This is a genomic window from Pseudomonas sp. BCRC 81390, assembly GCF_030341915.1.
Taxonomy (GTDB): domain Bacteria; phylum Pseudomonadota; class Gammaproteobacteria; order Pseudomonadales; family Pseudomonadaceae; genus Aquipseudomonas.
This window is the reverse complement of the sequence record NZ_JATAAG010000013.1, coordinates 36,192-53,173: the sequence shown is the minus strand read 5'-3', so window position 1 is coordinate 53,173 and position 16,982 is coordinate 36,192. Positions and strand designations below refer to the sequence as shown.

Annotated in this window: 17 protein-coding genes; 16 read left to right on the top strand and 1 reads right to left on the bottom strand. The window is 62.6% G+C overall.

Annotation, left to right across the window (positions count from 1 at the left end; translation table 11 throughout):
* Positions 1–39: 39 nt before the first annotated feature.
* On the bottom strand, positions 40–1,158 hold the full coding sequence (vioA, locus tag QSV36_RS06860) for a dTDP-4-amino-4,6-dideoxy-D-glucose aminotransferase VioA (RefSeq protein WP_289130943.1): 1,119 nt from the start codon (positions 1,156–1,158) through the stop codon (positions 40–42).
* 307 nt (positions 1,159–1,465) lie between these two features.
* Here vioA and QSV36_RS06855 point away from each other — a divergent pair, with 307 nt between their 5' ends.
* The 16 genes from QSV36_RS06855 to QSV36_RS06780 all read left to right on the top strand — a co-directional run bounded on the left by QSV36_RS06855 (position 1,466) and on the right by QSV36_RS06780 (position 16,974).
* A complete protein-coding gene (locus QSV36_RS06855) occupies positions 1,466–2,401 on the top strand; it encodes a ketoacyl-ACP synthase III (RefSeq protein WP_289130942.1) in 936 nt (311 codons plus the stop codon).
* A gap of 246 nt (positions 2,402–2,647) precedes the next feature.
* Positions 2,648–3,496 carry a flagellin domain-containing protein gene (locus QSV36_RS06850; protein ID WP_289130941.1) on the top strand — a complete coding sequence of 283 codons (849 nt, stop codon included), beginning with the start codon at positions 2,648–2,650 and terminating at the stop codon, positions 3,494–3,496.
* 66 nt (positions 3,497–3,562) lie between these two features.
* The gene (locus tag QSV36_RS06845) at positions 3,563–3,931 is read left to right on the top strand and encodes a flagellar protein FlaG (RefSeq protein WP_289130940.1); all 369 of its coding nucleotides are present in this window, start codon (positions 3,563–3,565) and stop codon (positions 3,929–3,931) included.
* A gap of 78 nt (positions 3,932–4,009) precedes the next feature.
* Positions 4,010–5,428, top strand: coding sequence for a flagellar filament capping protein FliD (fliD, locus tag QSV36_RS06840; protein WP_289130939.1), 1,419 nt, complete (start codon positions 4,010–4,012; stop codon positions 5,426–5,428).
* A gap of 134 nt (positions 5,429–5,562) precedes the next feature.
* Positions 5,563–5,958 carry a flagellar export chaperone FliS gene (gene fliS, locus QSV36_RS06835; RefSeq protein ID WP_289130938.1) on the top strand — a complete coding sequence of 132 codons (396 nt, stop codon included), beginning with the start codon at positions 5,563–5,565 and terminating at the stop codon, positions 5,956–5,958.
* Between the two features lie 11 nt (positions 5,959–5,969).
* Complete coding sequence (fliT, locus tag QSV36_RS06830; RefSeq protein WP_289130937.1) at positions 5,970–6,266, top strand: flagellar protein FliT; 297 nt, start codon at positions 5,970–5,972, stop codon at positions 6,264–6,266.
* A gap of 169 nt (positions 6,267–6,435) precedes the next feature.
* Positions 6,436–7,911 (top strand): transcriptional regulator FleQ, encoded by a 1,476-nt coding sequence (fleQ, locus tag QSV36_RS06825; RefSeq protein ID WP_289130936.1) that lies wholly within the window; start codon positions 6,436–6,438, stop codon positions 7,909–7,911.
* Positions 7,912–8,041: 130 nt separating this feature from the next.
* Positions 8,042–9,259: a sensor histidine kinase gene (locus QSV36_RS06820; RefSeq protein WP_289130935.1), complete on the top strand. Its 1,218-nt coding sequence runs from the start codon at positions 8,042–8,044 to the stop codon at positions 9,257–9,259.
* Positions 9,259–10,620: a sigma-54-dependent transcriptional regulator gene (locus QSV36_RS06815; protein WP_289130934.1), complete on the top strand. Its 1,362-nt coding sequence runs from the start codon at positions 9,259–9,261 to the stop codon at positions 10,618–10,620. The genes QSV36_RS06820 and QSV36_RS06815 overlap by 1 nt, the downstream gene beginning before the upstream one ends.
* Before the next feature lie 144 nt (positions 10,621–10,764).
* The gene (gene fliE / locus QSV36_RS06810; protein WP_013973606.1) at positions 10,765–11,097 is read left to right on the top strand and encodes a flagellar hook-basal body complex protein FliE; all 333 of its coding nucleotides are present in this window, start codon (positions 10,765–10,767) and stop codon (positions 11,095–11,097) included.
* A 15-nt stretch (positions 11,098–11,112) separates the two neighbouring features.
* The gene (gene fliF, locus QSV36_RS06805) at positions 11,113–12,891 is read left to right on the top strand and encodes a flagellar basal-body MS-ring/collar protein FliF (protein ID WP_289130933.1); all 1,779 of its coding nucleotides are present in this window, start codon (positions 11,113–11,115) and stop codon (positions 12,889–12,891) included.
* Complete coding sequence (gene fliG / locus QSV36_RS06800; RefSeq protein WP_289130932.1) at positions 12,884–13,903, top strand: flagellar motor switch protein FliG; 1,020 nt, start codon at positions 12,884–12,886, stop codon at positions 13,901–13,903. Before fliF ends, fliG begins: the two co-directional genes overlap by 8 nt.
* Before the next feature lie 90 nt (positions 13,904–13,993).
* Complete coding sequence (fliH, locus tag QSV36_RS06795) at positions 13,994–14,758, top strand: flagellar assembly protein FliH (protein WP_289130931.1); 765 nt, start codon at positions 13,994–13,996, stop codon at positions 14,756–14,758.
* Positions 14,748–16,103 (top strand): flagellar protein export ATPase FliI, encoded by a 1,356-nt coding sequence (gene fliI, locus QSV36_RS06790; RefSeq protein ID WP_289130930.1) that lies wholly within the window; start codon positions 14,748–14,750, stop codon positions 16,101–16,103. Before fliH ends, fliI begins: the two co-directional genes overlap by 11 nt.
* A 6-nt stretch (positions 16,104–16,109) precedes the next feature.
* Entirely contained in the window at positions 16,110–16,562 is a 453-nt protein-coding gene (fliJ, locus tag QSV36_RS06785; RefSeq protein ID WP_289130929.1) for a flagellar export protein FliJ, read from the top strand.
* A 106-nt stretch (positions 16,563–16,668) separates the two neighbouring features.
* Positions 16,669–16,974 (top strand): STAS domain-containing protein, encoded by a 306-nt coding sequence (locus QSV36_RS06780; RefSeq protein ID WP_186688767.1) that lies wholly within the window; start codon positions 16,669–16,671, stop codon positions 16,972–16,974.
* The last annotated feature ends 8 nt before the right edge of the window (positions 16,975–16,982 follow it).

Sequence of the window (16,982 nt, the reverse complement as noted above, 5' to 3'; positions counted from 1 at the left end):
CGAACCGCAGGGAAATACCAATACATTGATGGCCATTGATCAGGCACCTTGTCCTTCGATGATGATGGACAAGATGCGATCTTGGGTCGCGTCGTCCAGATCTGGATAGATCGGCAGGCAAAGCACCTGACGCGAGACTTGCTGGGCAATGCGCAGCTTGTCCAGATTGGCGCTTTCCAGCCCGCGATACATGGGGAACTCGCAGATCAGCGGATAGAAATAACGACGTACCAGAATGTCGACAGCGCGGAAGCGCTCGTACAGTTCGTCGCGGCTGATGCCAAAGCGCTCGCCGTTGACCATGATCGGGCAGTAGGCGTAATTCCACTCGACATTGGCGGGCGGGCTCATCAGGCTTATGCCTGGTACCGCTGCCAGGCGATCGTAGTAGCGTTCGTAGATCGTGCGGCGGCGAGATAACGCACCCTCTATATGACGCAGCTGCAGCAGGCCGAATGCTGCCTGCAATTCATTCATCTTGCCGTTGATGCCCGGGGCTATGACCGTGACCTCGTCGGCGAAACCGAAGTTCTTCAGGTAATCGATGCGCCGCTTGGTCTTCTCGTCCTGACAGACGATCGCACCACCCTCGAAGGTGTTGAATACCTTGGTTGCGTGGAAACTCAGTACCGAAAGGTCACCATGGTTGAGGAGGCTCTGCCCGTTGAGGCGTACGCCAAACGAATGGGCGGCATCGTAGATGACCTTCAGGCCATAGGTGTCGGCCACCGACTGTATGCCCTCCACATCGCAAGGGATGCCATAGCAATGCACCGGCATGATTGCGGTGGTTGCCGGGGTGATCGCCTCTACAATGCGTTGCGGATCGAGGTTGTTGCTGTGTGGGTCGATATCGACGAACACAGGTTTGAGGCTGTTCCAAAGCAGTGAGTGGGCGGTGGCGACAAACGAATACGGCGTGGTGATCACCTCGCCGGTTATGCGCAAGGCCTGCAGCGCGGTGACCAGCGCTAGCGTGCCATTGGAAAACAGCGAGATGTATTTGACCCCAAGGTGTTCAGCCAGCGCTTCCTCCAGTTGCTGGTGGAACTGACCGCAGTTGGTCAGGAACCGGCTGTCCCAGATCTGCTCCAGATAAGGCAGAAAGGATTCCAAAGGCGGCATCAGAGGACTGGTGACGGTTATAGGCTTTGCCATATGAGACGGTGCTCGCGCTGACTATGGGGCTGCCACGCTTGACGGCGCAAATCCGGTAGCGTCGATCGAACCGCTGCCGCGTCAGTTAAACGGCAGCGAAGGCATTGATACAGGTGGATTAGCAAAAAGCTGGCCAACAGTTCGCCATCAGCATTTGGCGGATTGTCGGTATAGTCGTGACTTGGCAGTCGAAACGTGCATCTTTAATCTATTGAGTCTGTGGGTAGTCCCGTCGGCGTGGGGTGCAGGTTTTGCATTCAGGGTCACGGCACCTGCGAATTTTTGCCATTTCCATCGGGAAGCCACAATGATTGGCATCAAAAGCATCGCCAGTTACGTACCTGTAGAAGGCGTGGATAACTACGCTCAGGGTGCGAAATTCGGCAAGGATCAGGATTTCATCTTCGGCAAGATCGGTTCGACCTTCCTGCCGCGCAAGGATGCGACCCAGGAAACCTCCGACCTGTGCGTCGAGGCGGCCCGGACGTTGTTCGCTGCCAATCCCTCGCTTGACCCGGCGACCATCGAGGTGGTGATCGTGGTCACCCAGAACGGCGATGCCGAAGGCCTGCCGCACACGGCTGCGATCGTCCAGCACAAGCTGGGGCTGACCACCCAGGTCGCGGCGTTCGATATTTCCCTGGGTTGCTCCGGCTACGTCTATGGCCTGTATGCGATGAAGGGCTTCATGGAGGCGGCAGGCTTGAAGAATGGCCTGCTGATTACCGCCGACCCGTACTCGAAGATCGTCGACCCTGAGGATCGCAACACCACCATGTTGTTCGGTGATGCGGCCACCGCGACCTGGATGGGCGAGGGTGCTGCCTGGCAGCTCGGCAAGTCGCTGTTCGGCAGCGATGGTGCGGGTGCCGAGCACCTGCGCACGACGGACGGCAAATTCTTCATGAACGGCCGTCAGGTCTACAACTTCGCCTTGGTCAAAGTGCCAGCGCACCTGCAGCAGTTGCTCGAGGCCAGCCAGTTGCGCGCCGAGGACATCGACCTGTACTGCCTGCATCAGGGCAGTGCGGCGATCGTCGATGCAGTGGCCCAGCGCTTCGATGAGGGCGAGCATCGCGAGAAATTCGTCAAGGACATGGTCGAGACCGGCAACACCGTGTCCTCGAGCATCCCGCTGCTGCTGGAGAAACACGTGCTCAACTCGCAGCACAAGCGCGTGGCGCTCAGTGGCTTCGGTGTAGGCCTGTCGTGGGGCTCGGCGATCATCGAGCGCAACGGCTGACCGAGCACTGTGGTCACAAGGAAGCGCGGCCCCTCCCCGGGTCGCGCTTCTTTCGTTTTCAATGATGGATTTCTGGCGTCAAACCCTTGATTTCATTGGGGTGGCAGGATGCCAGTAAAAAAAGTGAGAAATCGCCCTAAAGCAACCCGCCCTGACGACGATAACCATTACGAAGGTTCTCTGTGCCACACCCGGCGAATTGCCAAGGCCGGAAGCCGTAGTACCCAATCCAACGAGGAATTCGTCATGGCTTTGACTGTTAACACCAACACCACCTCTCTGGGCGTTCAGAAAAACCTGAACCGTGCTTCCGATGCTCTGAGCACTTCGATGACCCGTCTGTCCTCCGGCCTGAAAATCAACAGCGCCAAAGACGACGCCGCCGGCCTGCAGATCGCTACCCGCATGACCTCGCAGATCCGTGGTCAGACCATGGCGATCAAAAACGCCAACGACGGTATCTCCATCGCCCAGACCGCTGAAGGCGCGATGCAAGAGCAGACCAACATCCTGCAGCGTATGCGTGAACTGGCCGTTCAGTCGCGAAACGACTCGAACAGCACCAACGACCGCGTCGCACTGGACAAAGAGTTCCAGTCGATGGCTTCGGAACTGACCCGTATCGCCAACAGCACCCAGCTGAACGGCAAGAACCTGCTGGACGGTTCGGCTTCGGTCATGACCTTCCAGGTAGGCTCCAACACCGGTTCGGCCAACCAGATCACCATCGACCTGAGCGCCAAGTTCACCGCTTCCGACCTGGGCGTTACCAGCGCCATCAACATCCAGGGTTCGGACACCACCACCGCCGAAGCCAACTTCAGCGCCGCTGTTTCGGCTATCGACGCCGCTCTGCAGACCATCAACAGCAACCGTGCTGACCTGGGTGCCGCTCAGAACCGTCTGACCAGCACCATCAACAACCTGCAGAACATCAACGAGAACGCCGAAGCTGCCCGTGGCCGTGTACAGGACACCGACTTCGCTGCTGAAACTGCCCAGCTGACCAAGCAGCAGACTCTGCAGCAAGCTTCCACCTCGGTTCTGGCCCAGGCCAACCAGCTGCCGTCGGCAGTTCTGAAGCTGCTGGGCTAATCTGCCTGGTTGCTGGCGGGGGAGTGCCTGGCACTTCCCCGCCTTTTCATTGCGAGGTGGTAGACCATGGACATGAGCGTCAAGCTGAACCTGTCTCATGCGGCGGCACGTCCGGCCGAGCAGGGTGCTGAAAAGCCGGTCGTCCGGCCAGCGGAGCCTGATAAGGCAGGCGACGAGAAGAAACACCTGCGCGAGGTCCAGGAAGTGCAGGATGCCGAAAAGGTCAAAAGCGCCGTTGCGGAAATCGAGAAGTTTCTCAAAGCATCGCAGCGCAACCTGGAATTTTCCACGGATGAAGAATCCGGCAAGATAGTAGTCAAGGTCATCGCGACCGACAGCGGTCAGGTCATTCGCCAGTTACCCTCTGAAGAGGCCTTGCGGATCGCCCAGAGCTTGAGCGATGCCAACAGTGTTCTGTTCGACGCCAAGGCTTGACCGGCGGCGGACACTAATGACGTAATGCATGTCTGCCCTGCAGGAGCGGGGTGACACGTTGACGAGAGGGACAACAGCATGGCAAGCCCGATTACCTCCAGTACAGGCCTGGGCTCCGGTCTCAACATCACCGAGATCGTGAGTGCGCTGGTCAAGGCCGATACCACTGCAAAACAGTCGCAGATTACCCGGCAGACCAGCAACAACAGCGCAATGATCTCGGGTATCGGCTCGCTGCGCAGTGCCCTGACAGCGTTCCAGGACGCCATGAAGGCGCTCAACAACAAGGACGCGCCCTCGTTCAACGCCTATGCGGCCACCTCTGCCAACGAAGCGGTGGTCAAGGTCAAGTCGAGCAACTCCGCCGTGGCGGGTAGCTATGACATCGTGGTCGACAAGCTGGCCACCAGTTCGAAAGTGGCCAGCCAGCAGTTCGCCGGCGGTGCGACCAGCGCGATCAGCGCCGGCCAGCTGACCATCAGCCAGGGCGGCAAGACCTACAACCTGGACGTGGCCAGTGGCGCGACCCTGCAAAGTGTGCGCGACCAGATCAACAAGGAAATGAGCGCCAACGGTATCAGCGCCAACATCGTCAACGAGGAGGGTGGCTCGCGCCTGGTGCTCAGCTCGACCACCACCGGCGCCGGCAGCGATATTTCCCTGAGCGGCATTGCCGAGCTGACCATCGACGGCACCACGCAGATGTCGGGTACCGGAGCGGGCTATATCAACGCCCTGGCCCAGGACGCCGAGCTGACCATCGATGGCCTGAAGGTCAAGAGTGCTTCCAATACCGTCGACAATGCCATCAGCGGCATGACCCTGGAGCTGACCGGTGTCAGTGCCAAACCCAGCGGCGCGACGAGCGGTACCCCTACTGCCGTGAAGGTGGCGGCGGATAACGACGGCTTGAAGAAGTCGGTGCAGAGCTTCGTCGATGCCTACAACACGCTGCAGAAGGCGATCACTTCGTTGACCTCCACCAGCCGCGACGCGGATGACAAGCTGGTGCTCGGCCCGCTCACCAACGACCCCACCACGCGTTCGTTGCTGGGCGACATTCGCAAGGTGTTGAGCGAGGTCGGGGCAGGTGACAACCTGACCACCCTCAGCCAGCTGGGTATCAATACCCAGAAGGACGGCACGCTGGAGTTCAACAGCACCAAGTTCACCTCGGCGATGAACGACAAGAAGCTGGGTGTCGAAGTGCAGACGCTGTTTACCGGAACCAACGGTATCTTCGAGCGGATGAACAAGGCCATCGACCCGTACAACAAGACCGATGGCAGCCTTGCCACGCGCAAGGCCAACCTCGACAAGGCGGCTTCGCAGCTGGCCGCCCAGCAGGCAGCCCTGGACCGCCGCACCGAGTCGCTGACCGAGTCGCTGACCAGGCAATACGTGGCGCTCGACACTGCGCTAGGCAAGATGAAGGCACAAGCCGACCAGATCACTTCGATCTTCGAGGCCATCAACGCCCAGGCCAAGAAGTCCTGATATCCTGAACCTGGCAAAAGCCCGGCGACGCCCTCCAAGGTGTCCCGGGCTTTTGGCTTTTCCGCTAAAGTTTTTTGACGTCCCGGCGATACACAGGGTACAAGCAACCTTTTCCGCAGCAACGAGGTAGATCCATGAACCCGATGTTGGCCCTTCGGCAGTATCAGAAAGTCAACGGCGTGGCGCAGACATCCGAAGCGAGCCCGCACCGTCTGGTGCAGATGCTCATGCAGGGTGGCCTTGACCGCATGGCGCAGGCCAAGGGCGCCATAGCGCGCAATGACATCGCACAACGGGGCATTCTCATTGGCAAGGCCATCGACATCATCGGTGGCTTGCGCGAAGGCCTGGACCTGGAAAACCACGCCGACAGCCTGGCCGACCTGGACAGCCTGTACACCTACATGAGCCGTCGGCTGATCGAAGCCAACGCCAAGGGTGACCCCGACATCATCGATGAGGTGGCGCGCCTGCTGATCACTGTGAAGGAAGGTTGGGACGCAATCGGCGATCAGTCGCCGACGCCCTGACAAGGATTGACATGAGCGAAGTTATCGCCCGAATCGAGCAAACCCGGGAGCTGCTGCTGGCGGCGCTGGCCAACCGTGACTGGGAGGCAGTAGGGGAGTTGGACTTGGAGTGCCGCCTGCGCATCAGCGACTTGCTGGCCGAGGCAAAGGGCAACGAGGCCGACATCAGTGCCAGCCTTGAGCAGTTATTGAGCGTTTACCGCCAACTAATTGAAGTTGCAAGTGGTGAACGTCAATCCCTGGTCGATGAAATGACGAAAATCCGTCAGGCGAAAAACGCCGCGAAGGTATACCATCTGTTCTCGTGACCACAGACTTTGCCAAAAGCCATGCGCCATTAATTTGACTGGCTGGTGATTTTTGACTTTACTAGTGGCTGTTTTCGAATTTCAGACGTCCGAACACTGACCATTCAGTCGGAATGATGTCGAACACGCCCCTGCTGGGCGCCGATATGACTAGGGAAGTTGCTATTGCATGTGGCGTGAAACCAAGATTCTGCTGATCGATGACGACAGCGCACGCCGCCGCGATCTCGCGGTGGTGCTTAACTTCCTGGGTGAAGAAAACCTCGCTTGCTCCAGCCATGACTGGCAGCAAATGGTCGAGCCGTTGTCTTCCAGTCGTGAAGTGCTGTGCGTGCTCATCGGTGCTGTAAATGCTCCGGGCAATCTCCTTGGGCTCGTTAAGACAGTGGCAGGGTGGGATGAGTTCCTTCCCGTTCTGCTTTTAGGTGAAATTTCTTCTGCGGAGCTGCCGGAAGACCTTCGCCGCCGGGTGCTTTCCAATCTGGAAATGCCGCCAAGCTACAGCCAGTTGCTGGATTCGCTGCACCGTGCCCAGGTCTACCGCGAGATGTACGACCAGGCGCGCGAGCGTGGGCGCCAGCGCGAACCGAACCTGTTCCGCAGCCTGGTCGGCACCAGCCGTGCCATCCAGCATGTACGGCAGATGATGCAGCAGGTGGCCGATACCGATGCCAGCGTGCTGATCCTCGGCGAGTCCGGCACCGGCAAGGAAGTGGTGGCGCGCAACCTTCACTACCACTCCAAGCGCCGCGAAGCGCCGTTCGTGCCGGTCAACTGCGGGGCGATCCCGGCCGAGCTGCTGGAAAGCGAACTGTTCGGCCACGAGAAGGGCGCCTTCACCGGGGCCATCACCAGCCGTGCCGGGCGTTTCGAATTGGCCAACGGCGGTACCCTGTTCCTCGACGAAATCGGCGACATGCCGTTGCCGATGCAGGTCAAGCTGTTGCGCGTACTGCAGGAACGTACATTCGAACGAGTGGGTAGCAACAAGACCCAGAGCATCGATGTGCGCATCATCGCCGCGACCCACAAGAACCTCGAAACCATGATCGAGGAGGGCACGTTCCGCGAAGACCTGTACTATCGCCTCAACGTGTTCCCCATCGAGATGGCGCCGCTGCGCGAGCGGGTGGAGGACATCCCGCTGCTGATGAACGAGCTGATCTCGCGCATGGAACACGAGAAGCGTGGTTCCATCCGTTTCAACTCTGCCTCGATCATGTCGCTGTGCCGGCATGGCTGGCCGGGTAACGTGCGGGAGCTGGCCAACCTGGTCGAGCGCATGGCGATCATGCATCCATATGGGGTGATCGGCGTATCCGAGCTGCCGAAGAAATTCCGTTACGTCGATGACGAAGACGAACAGATGGTCGACAGCCTGCGCAGCGACCTCGAAGAGCGCGTGGCAATCAATGGCCACACGCCGAGCTTCAGCAACCACGCGATGCTGCCCCCTGAAGGCCTGGACCTCAAGGATTACCTCGGCAGCCTGGAGCAGGGGCTGATCCAGCAGGCCCTGGACGATGCCAACGGTATCGTCGCGCGTGCCGCTGAGCGGTTGCGCATTCGTCGCACTACCCTGGTCGAGAAAATGCGCAAGTACGGCATGAGCCGCCAGGGTGGCGAGGAGCAGGCGGAGGATTGACGCCTGACGGTCGCCTGTACCGGCCCCCTTCGCGGGTACAGGCGGCACCAATCCACAGCTTCGGCACGGCTATTGCTACACCGCTGGCAACATACCGTTTTTATGACGGTCAGCCACGCGAGAGAGCACGATGCCCCAGGCCGCCCACGTATCCCGAGCCCCCTTTGCGCAGGGGCAATCCCTGGTCGAACAGGAAAGCCGCCAGGGCGTCGAACAGGCATTTGCCCTGTTCAATCAGGTGTCCAGCCAGCTGAGCCAGTCCTACAGCCTGCTCGAGGCGCGGGTCAGCGAGCTGAAGGGTGAGCTGGCGGTAGTCAGTGCCCAGCGCATCGCCGAGCTGAGCGAAAAGGAGCGCCTGGCCATCCGCCTGCAGAACCTGCTCGACCTGCTGCCAGGCGGGGTGATCGTGATCGATGGCCAGGGCCTGGTGCGTGAAGCCAACCCGGCGGCCTGCGAACTGCTTGGTGAGCCGCTGATCGGCCAGCTGTGGCGCCAGGTAATTGCCCGCAGCTTTGCCCCACGCAAGGACGACGGCCACGAAGTCTCGCTGCGCGATGGCCGCCGCCTGTCCATTGCCACCCGCTCGCTGGATGCCGAGCCCGGCCAGCTGGTGCTGCTCAACGACCTGACTGAAACCCGTCGCCTGCAGGACCAGCTGGCCCGTCATGAACGGCTGTCGTCGCTGGGGCGCATGGTCGCCTCGCTGGCCCACCAGATCCGCACGCCGCTGTCGGCGGCCATGCTCTATGCCAGCCACCTGGCCGATCCCGAACAAGACCTGAGTCTGGAAACCCGCCAGCGGTTTGCCGGTACCCTGAAGGAGCGCCTGCACGAGCTGGAGCACCAGGTGCGCGACATGCTGGTATTTGCCCGTGGCGAATTGCCGCTGGGTGACAGGATTACGCCGAAGGCATTGTTCCAGGCGCTGCAGCAGGCAGCCCAGGTGCATGTACAGGGGCACGCCGTGCGCTGGCAGTGCGACAGCCACCTCGGTGAGCTGCTATGCAACCGCGATACCTTGGTCGGTGCCTTGCTCAACCTGATCGAGAATGCCCTGCAGGCCAGCGACAGCCCGGCGCGGCTGAAAGTGCATCTGTTCCGCCGCCAGCGTACCTTGCACCTGTGCGTGAGCGACGCTGGCAGTGGCATCGCGGCAGACCTGCTCGGGCGCCTGGGCGAACCATTCCTCACCACCAGGCCCACCGGCACAGGCCTGGGTCTGGCCGTGGTCAAGGCCGTGGTGCGCGCGCATCAGGGCTCGCTCAGCCTGCGCTCGAAGGTTGGTCGTGGTACCTGCGTGCGGGTGGAACTGCCATTGATCGATGGGCAGTTGGCGGAGGGCGCGTAATGGCCATCAAGGTGCTGCTGGTGGAAGACGACCGGGTATTGCGCCAGGCGTTGGGTGATACCCTGGACATCGGCGGTTTCATTTACCAGGCGGTAGGCAGTGCCGAGGAAGCCCTGGAGGCGGTGCAGCAACAAGCCTTCAGCCTGGTGGTCAGCGATGTCAACATGCCCGGCATGGACGGGCACCAGCTGTTGGCCCAGTTGCGCCGCCAGCAGCCGCAGTTGCCGGTATTGCTGATGACCGCACATGCCGCCGTGGAGCGCGCTGTCGAGGCCATGCGCCAGGGGGCTGCTGATTACCTGGTCAAGCCATTCGAGCCCAAGGCCCTGCTCAGCCTGGTCGAGCGCCATGCTGCCGGGCGACTGGGGGCTGCCGACGAAGAGGGTCCGGTCGCTTGCGAGCCGGCCAGCCGGCAATTGCTGGAGCTGGCCGCGCGCGTGGCGCGCAGCGACTCGACCGTGCTGATTTCCGGTGAGTCCGGCACCGGCAAGGAAGTGCTGGCGCGCTACATCCACCAGCAGTCGCCGCGGGCCGCGCAACCGTTCGTGGCAATTAATTGCGCGGCCATCCCCGACAACATGCTCGAGGCCACCTTGTTCGGCCATGAGAAGGGTGCCTTCACCGGTGCCATCGCCGCCCAGGCCGGTAAGTTCGAGCAGGCCGACGGCGGTACCTTGCTGCTCGACGAGATTTCGGAAATGCCGCTGGCCCTGCAGGCCAAGTTGCTGCGGGTGCTGCAGGAGCGTGAAGTAGAGCGGGTAGGCGGGCGTAAACCGATCAGCCTGGATATCCGCGTGCTGGCTACCACCAACCGTGACCTGGCCGGCGAAGTGGCGGCCGGGCGCTTCCGCGAAGACCTGTTCTACCGACTGTCGGTGTTCCCTCTGGCCTGGCGCCCGCTGCGCGAACGCCCGGGCGACATCCTGCAACTGGCCGAGCGGCTGCTGGCCCGCCATGTGGCCAAGATGAAGCATGCGCCGGTGCGCCTGTCGCCTGAGGCCCGCGCCTGCCTGCAGGCGCATGCCTGGCCGGGCAACGTGCGCGAACTGGACAACGCCCTGCAGCGCGCGTTGATCCTGCAGCAGGGCGGCGTGATCGAGGCGGCGGATTTTTGTCTGGCGGGCGCCATTCCATTGTCAGCTGGCAGCGAGTCCCCCCCTGAAGTCGCCGTTGAGGCGGGCGGATTGGGCGATGACATGCGCCGCCACGAGTACCAGATGATCATCGACACCCTGCGCGCCGAGCGTGGCCGCCGCAAAGAAGCGGCTGAACGGCTCGGGATAAGCCCACGCACCCTGCGCTACAAGCTGGCGCAGATGCGCGATGCCGGGTTCGACGTCGAAGCCAGCCTGTTCGGCTGACAACCCCTTACAGAACCGCACGGGGCCACCCGTGCAGGGGCGGGTAAAAAACCGGGCTGATCACAGGCTGGCACCTTTGTTGCTTTAGGTAGGCTATCCGCCGCATCACGTCAAAAAAATGCGGCCGCAGGAGAGAGAAGGGTCATGAGCCAAGGTGTTGAATTCAATCGTCTGATGTTGGACATGCGGGCCATGCAGGCCGACGCCATGTCGCTGCCCAAGGTGGCTGCAGCCCCCGAGCTGGCACCGGGGCAAAGTACCTTTGCCGACATGCTCGGCCAGGCCATCGGCAAGGTGCATGAGACGCAGCAGGCTTCGACCCAGCTGGCCAACGCCTTCGAGATCGGCAAGAGCGGCGTCGACCTGACTGACGTCATGATCGCTTCGCAAAAGGCCAGCGTATCGATGCAGGCCCTGACCCAGGTACGCAACAAGCTGGTCCAGGCGTACCAGGACATCATGCAGATGCCGGTTTGAGGACGGACATAATCCATGGCTGAAGCAGTCGTCGACAACGCCCCCGTGAAAAGCGGCCCGCCAGCGGCCAAGCCGCCGCTGTTCGGCATGGCGTTTCTGGAAAACATCGCGCAGATGCCCATGCTGCGTCAGGTCGGCCTGTTGGTCGGCCTGGCCGCCAGCGTGGCGATCGGCTTTGCCGTGGTGCTGTGGTCGCAACAACCGGACTACCGCCCGCTGTATGGCAGCCTGGCGGGCATGGACACCAAGCAGGTCATGGATACCCTGGCTGCTGCCGACATCCCCTACAACGTCGAGCCCAATTCCGGCGCTCTGCTGGTCAAGGCCGACGACCTCTCCCGTGCGCGCCTGAAACTGGCCGCGGCCGGCGTGGCGCCGAGCGATGGCAATGTCGGCTTCGAGCTGCTCGACAAGGAGCAGGGCCTGGGCACCAGCCAGTTCATGGAAGCCACCCGTTATCGTCGCAGCCTGGAAGGCGAACTGGCGCGTACCGTGTCCAGCCTGAACAATGTCAAGGGCGCACGCGTGCACCTGGCGATTCCGAAGAGCTCGGTGTTCGTCCGTGACGAGCGCAAGCCCAGCGCCTCGGTGCTGGTCGAGCTGTACCCGGGCCGTGCCCTGGAAGCCGGGCAGGTGATGGCCATCGTCAACCTGGTCGCGACCAGCGTGCCGGAACTGGACAAGTCCCAGGTCACCGTGGTCGACCAGAAAGGCAACCTGCTGTCCGAGCAGATCCAGGACACCGCCCTGACCCAGGCCGGCAAGCAGTTCGACTACAGCCGCCGGGTGGAAAGCATGCTCACCCAGCGCGTGCACAACATCCTGCAGCCGGTGCTGGGTAATGACCGCTACAAGGCCGAAGTGTCTGCCGACCTTGACTTCAGCGCGGTCGAGTCCACCTCCGAGCAGTTCAACCCCGACCAGCCGGCATTGCGCAGCGAGCAGTCGGTCGACGAACAACGTGCCAGCAGCCAAGGCCCGCAGGGCGTGCCTGGTGCGCTGAGCAACCAACCGCCAGGCCCGGCCTCGGCACCGCAGACCACTGGTGGCGCTGCCACGCCGGCGGCGGCTATCCAGCCCGGCCAGCCGCTGGTAGACGCCAATGGCCAGCAGATCATGGACCCGGCCACCGGCCAGCCGATGCTGGCGCCGTATCCGTCGGACAAGCGTCAGCAGAGCACCAAGAACTTCGAGCTGGACCGTTCCATCAGCCACACCCGCCAGCAGCAGGGGCGCATGACCCGTCTGTCGGTGGCGGTGGTCGTGGATGACCAGGTCAAGGTCGATCCGGCCACTGGCGACACCACCCGTGCGCCGTGGGGCGCCGAGGACCTGGCGCGCTTCACCCGGCTGGTGCAGGATGCGGTCGGTTTCGATGCCAGCCGTGGCGACAGCGTGACGGTGATCAACGTGCCGTTCGCCGCCGACCGTGGCGAGGAAGTCGCCGACATCGCCTTCTACCAGCAGCCGTGGTTCTGGGACATCGTCAAGCAGGTGCTGGGCGTGGTGTTCATCCTGGTGTTGGTATTCGGTGTACTGCGGCCGGTGCTGAACAATATTACCGGGGGCGGCAAGCAGGCTGCCCAGGATAGCGACATGGAGCTGGGCGGCATGGTGGGGTTGGATGGCGAACTGGCCAGCGACCGCGTCACTCTGGGTGGCCCGACAAGCATTCTGCTGCCTAGCCCGACCGAGGGCTACGAGGCGCAGCTCAACGCAATCAAAGGCCTGGTGGCCGAAGACCCGGGCCGTGTGGCCCAGGTCGTGAAAGAGTGGATCAACGCCGATGAGTGATAACCGAGCCGTTACCGCCAAGCTGAGCCGCGTCGACAAAGCGGCGATCCTCCTGCTCTCGCTGGGCGAGACCGATGCGGCCCAGGTGCTGCGCCACATGGGGCCCAAGGAAGTGCAGCGGGTCGGTGTGGCGATGGCGCAGATGGGCAATGTGCACCGCGACCAGGTCGAGCAGGTGATGAGCGAGTTCGTCGAGGTTGTCGGCGAGCAGACCAGCCTGGGTGTCGGTTCCGATGCCTACATCCGCAAGATGCTCAACCAGGCCTTGGGCGAGGACAAGGCCAACGGCCTGGTCGACCGCATCCTGCTCGGTGGCAACACCAGCGGCCTGGACAGCCTCAAGTGGATGGAGCCGCGTGCCGTGGCCGACGTGATCCGCTACGAACACCCGCAGATCCAGGCTATCGTGGTGGCCTACCTCGACCCCGACCAGGCTGGCGAAGTGCTGAGCAACTTCGACCACAAGGTGCGCCTGGACATCGTCTTGCGCGTTTCCTCGCTGAACACCGTGCAACCGGCTGCGCTGAAGGAGCTGAACCAGATCCTCGAGAAGCAGTTCTCGGGCAACTCCAACGCTGCGCGGACGACCTTGGGTGGCATCAAGCGTGCGGCTGACATCATGAACTTCCTCGACAGTTCGGTCGAAGGTGCACTGATGGACGCGATCCGCGAAATCGACAGCGACCTGTCGGAGCAGATCGAGGACCTGATGTTCGTCTTCAACAACCTGGCCGACGTCGACGACCGTGGCATCCAGGCGCTGCTGCGCGAAGTGTCGTCGGACGTGCTGGTGGTGTCGCTCAAGGGCGCCGACGAGCGGGTCAAGGACAAGATATTCAAGAACATGTCCAAGCGTGCTTCCGAGCTGCTGCGCGACGACCTGGAAGCCAAGGGGCCAGTGCGGGTCAGCGACGTGGAAACGGCGCAGAAGGAAATCCTCACCATCGCCCGACGCATGGCCGAGGCCGGCGAGATCGTGCTCGGCGGCAAGGGCGCCGAGGAAATGATCTGATCCACCCGGCGCCGCGCTCCGCTGTCGATCAGGCGCCGCGCGCCCTGCACGGGCGCGTTGGTTGCTGATGGCTATTGAGTACTTGAAAACATGCCCACCAAAGAACGTCACCCCAGCGACCTGATCCGCGCCCACGACCTCGAGGGCGTGGACGTGTGGGCGCTGCCCAGCTTCGACCCGCAGCCGGAGCCCAAACCTGAGCCGGAGCCCGAGGTCATCGAGGAAGAGGTCGAGGAAGTGCCGCTGGAGGAAGTCCAGCCGCTGACCCTGGAAGAACTCGAGGCCATCCGCCAGGAGGCTTACAACGAAGGCTTCGCCACCGGCGAGCGCGAGGGCTTCCACAGCACCCAGCTGAAGGTGCGCCAGGAAGCCGAAGAGGCCCTGAAGGCCAAGCTGGAAAGCCTTGAGCGCCTGATGAGCAACCTGATGGAGCCGATCGCCGAACAGGATACGCAGATCGAGAAATCGGTGATCCACCTGGTGGCGCACATGACGCGCCAGGTCATCGGTCGCGAACTGCGCGGCGATTCCAGCCACATCACCCAGGTGCTGCGCGAGGCACTCAAACTGCTGCCCATGGGGGCGGACAACATCCGGATCCACCTCAACCCCCAGGACTTCGAGCTGGTCAAGGCGCTGCGCGAACGCCATGAGGAGAACTGGCGGTTGCTGGAAGACAGCGCCCTGCTGCCGGGCGGCTGTCGCATCGAGACCGCTCACAGCCGTATCGATGCAACCATGGAAACCCGCATCGAGAAAGCCGTGGCGCAACTGTTCGACCGCTTGCATGACCATTCCCTGCATCCGGCGGCACCCGATATCGCTGTCGACCTGGCCCGCTCCGATGAAGCTTGAGCGCACCAGCTTCGGCAAACGCCTGGGCAGCTATGCCGAGGCTGTCGACCTGCCGGCCCAGCCCGTCGTGGAAGGCCGCCTGCTGCGCATGGTCGGCCTTACCCTGGAGGCCGAAGGCCTGCGCGCGGCGGTCGGTACCCGCTGCCTGGTGATCAACGACGACAGCTACCACCCGGTGCAGGTCGAGGCCGAAGTCATGGGCTTTGCCGGCTCCAAGGTGTTCCTCATGCCGGTGGGCAGCATCGTCGGCATCGCCCCCGGTGCCCGGGTGGTACCGCTGGATGACAGCGGCCGTCTGCCGATGGGCATGAGCATGCTTGGCCGGGTGCTCGACGGTGCCGGCCGGCCGCTGGATGGCAAGGGCGGAATGAAGGCCGAGGACTGGGTGCCGATGGACGGGCCGGTGATCAACCCGCTCAACCGCGACCCGATCAGCAAGCCGCTGGACGTGGGTATTCGCAGTATCAATGGGTTGCTGACGGTGGGCCGTGGCCAGCGCCTGGGCCTGTTCGCGGGTACCGGCGTGGGTAAGTCGGTGCTGCTGGGCATGATGACCCGCTTCACCGAAGCCGAGATCATCGTGGTCGGCCTGATCGGCGAGCGTGGCCGCGAGGTGAAGGAGTTCATCGAGCATATCCTGGGTGAAGAAGGCCTCAAGCGTTCGGTGGTGGTCGCTTCGCCGGCTGACGATGCGCCGCTGATGCGCCTGCGCGCCGCCATGTACTGCACGCGCATTGCCGAGTACTTTCGCGACAAGGGCAAGAACGTGCTGTTGCTGATGGACTCGCTGACCCGTTTCGCCCAGGCCCAGCGGGAAATCGCCCTGGCCATTGGCGAGCCGCCGGCCACCCGGGGTTACCCGCCGTCGGTGTTCGCCAAGCTGCCCAAGCTGGTGGAGCGGGCAGGTAACGGCGAGCCGGGCGGGGGTTCGATCACTGCGTTCTACACCGTGCTGTCCGAAGGTGACGACCAGCAGGACCCGATCGCCGACTCCGCGCGCGGCGTGCTCGACGGCCACTTCGTGCTGTCGCGCCGGCTGGCCGAGGAGGGGCATTACCCGGCCATCGACATCGAGGCCTCGATCAGCCGGGTCATGCCCCAGGTGGTCGATGCCGACCATTTGCGCCAGGCGCAGAAACTCAAGCAGTTGTGGTCACGCCTCTCGCAAAGCCGCGACCTGATCAGCGTCGGGGCCTACGTCGCCGGCGGCGACCCGGAAACCGACCTGGCTATCGCCCTGCAATCGCAGATGGTCGAATTCCTGCGCCAGGGCCTGGACGAGAACGTGGGCATGGCGCAAAGCCGCGAACAGTTGGGGGCGATCTTCACGCCCCCGGCGAGCTGATAGGCCATGGCCCTGCCCGGACGTGCCGCGCGCCTGGCGCCGGTGGTGGACATGGCCGAGGAGGCCGAGCGCAAGGCGGCCCAGCGCCTCGGGCATTTTCAGCAACAGGTGGCGACGGCCCAGGCCAAGCTGGCTGAACTCGAACGGTTCCGTGAGGATTACCAGCTGCAGTGGATCAACCGTGGCGGGCAGGGGGTCAATGGCAGTTGGCTGGTCAATTACCAGCGTTTCCTCGGGCAACTGGAAACGGCCATGACCCAGCAGCGGCAAAGCCTGGCCTGGCACCAGAACAACCTGAACAACGCGCGTGGCGCCTGGCAGCAGGCCTATGCCCGGGTGGAGGGCTTGCGCAAGCTGGTGCAGCGCTATCAGGAAGAAGCCCGGCGCGCGGAAGACAAGCGCGAACAGCGCCTGCTGGATGAACTGTCCCAGCGCCTGCCACGGCAGCACCCGCTTTGACGATCCGCTGGCAGCGGTAGCCACAAGCCGCATCGCTTGCAGCCCCCGCCGTTGCCTGCTAAACCTTTAAGGAGCTGTATCCGCCATCATCGAAGGAATCGCTAGCATGGCAGTCGAGACTGATTTTTCGCAGGACGGGAAAAAGCTGACGATCAAGATCAAGGGGCGCTTCGATTTCGGCAAGCACCAGGAATTTCGAGACGCCTACGAGCGTCAGCCCAGCCGGCCCGATTCGGTGGTCGTCGACCTCAAGGAAACCACCTACCTCGACAGTTCCGCACTCGGCATGCTGCTGTTGCTGCGCGACCATGCCGGTGGTGATGATTCGGATGTGCGTGTGGTGCATGCCAGCTCCGATGTGCGCAAGATCCTCGCCATCTCCAATTTTGAAAAACTCTTCGATATCAGTTGAGCGCCGAC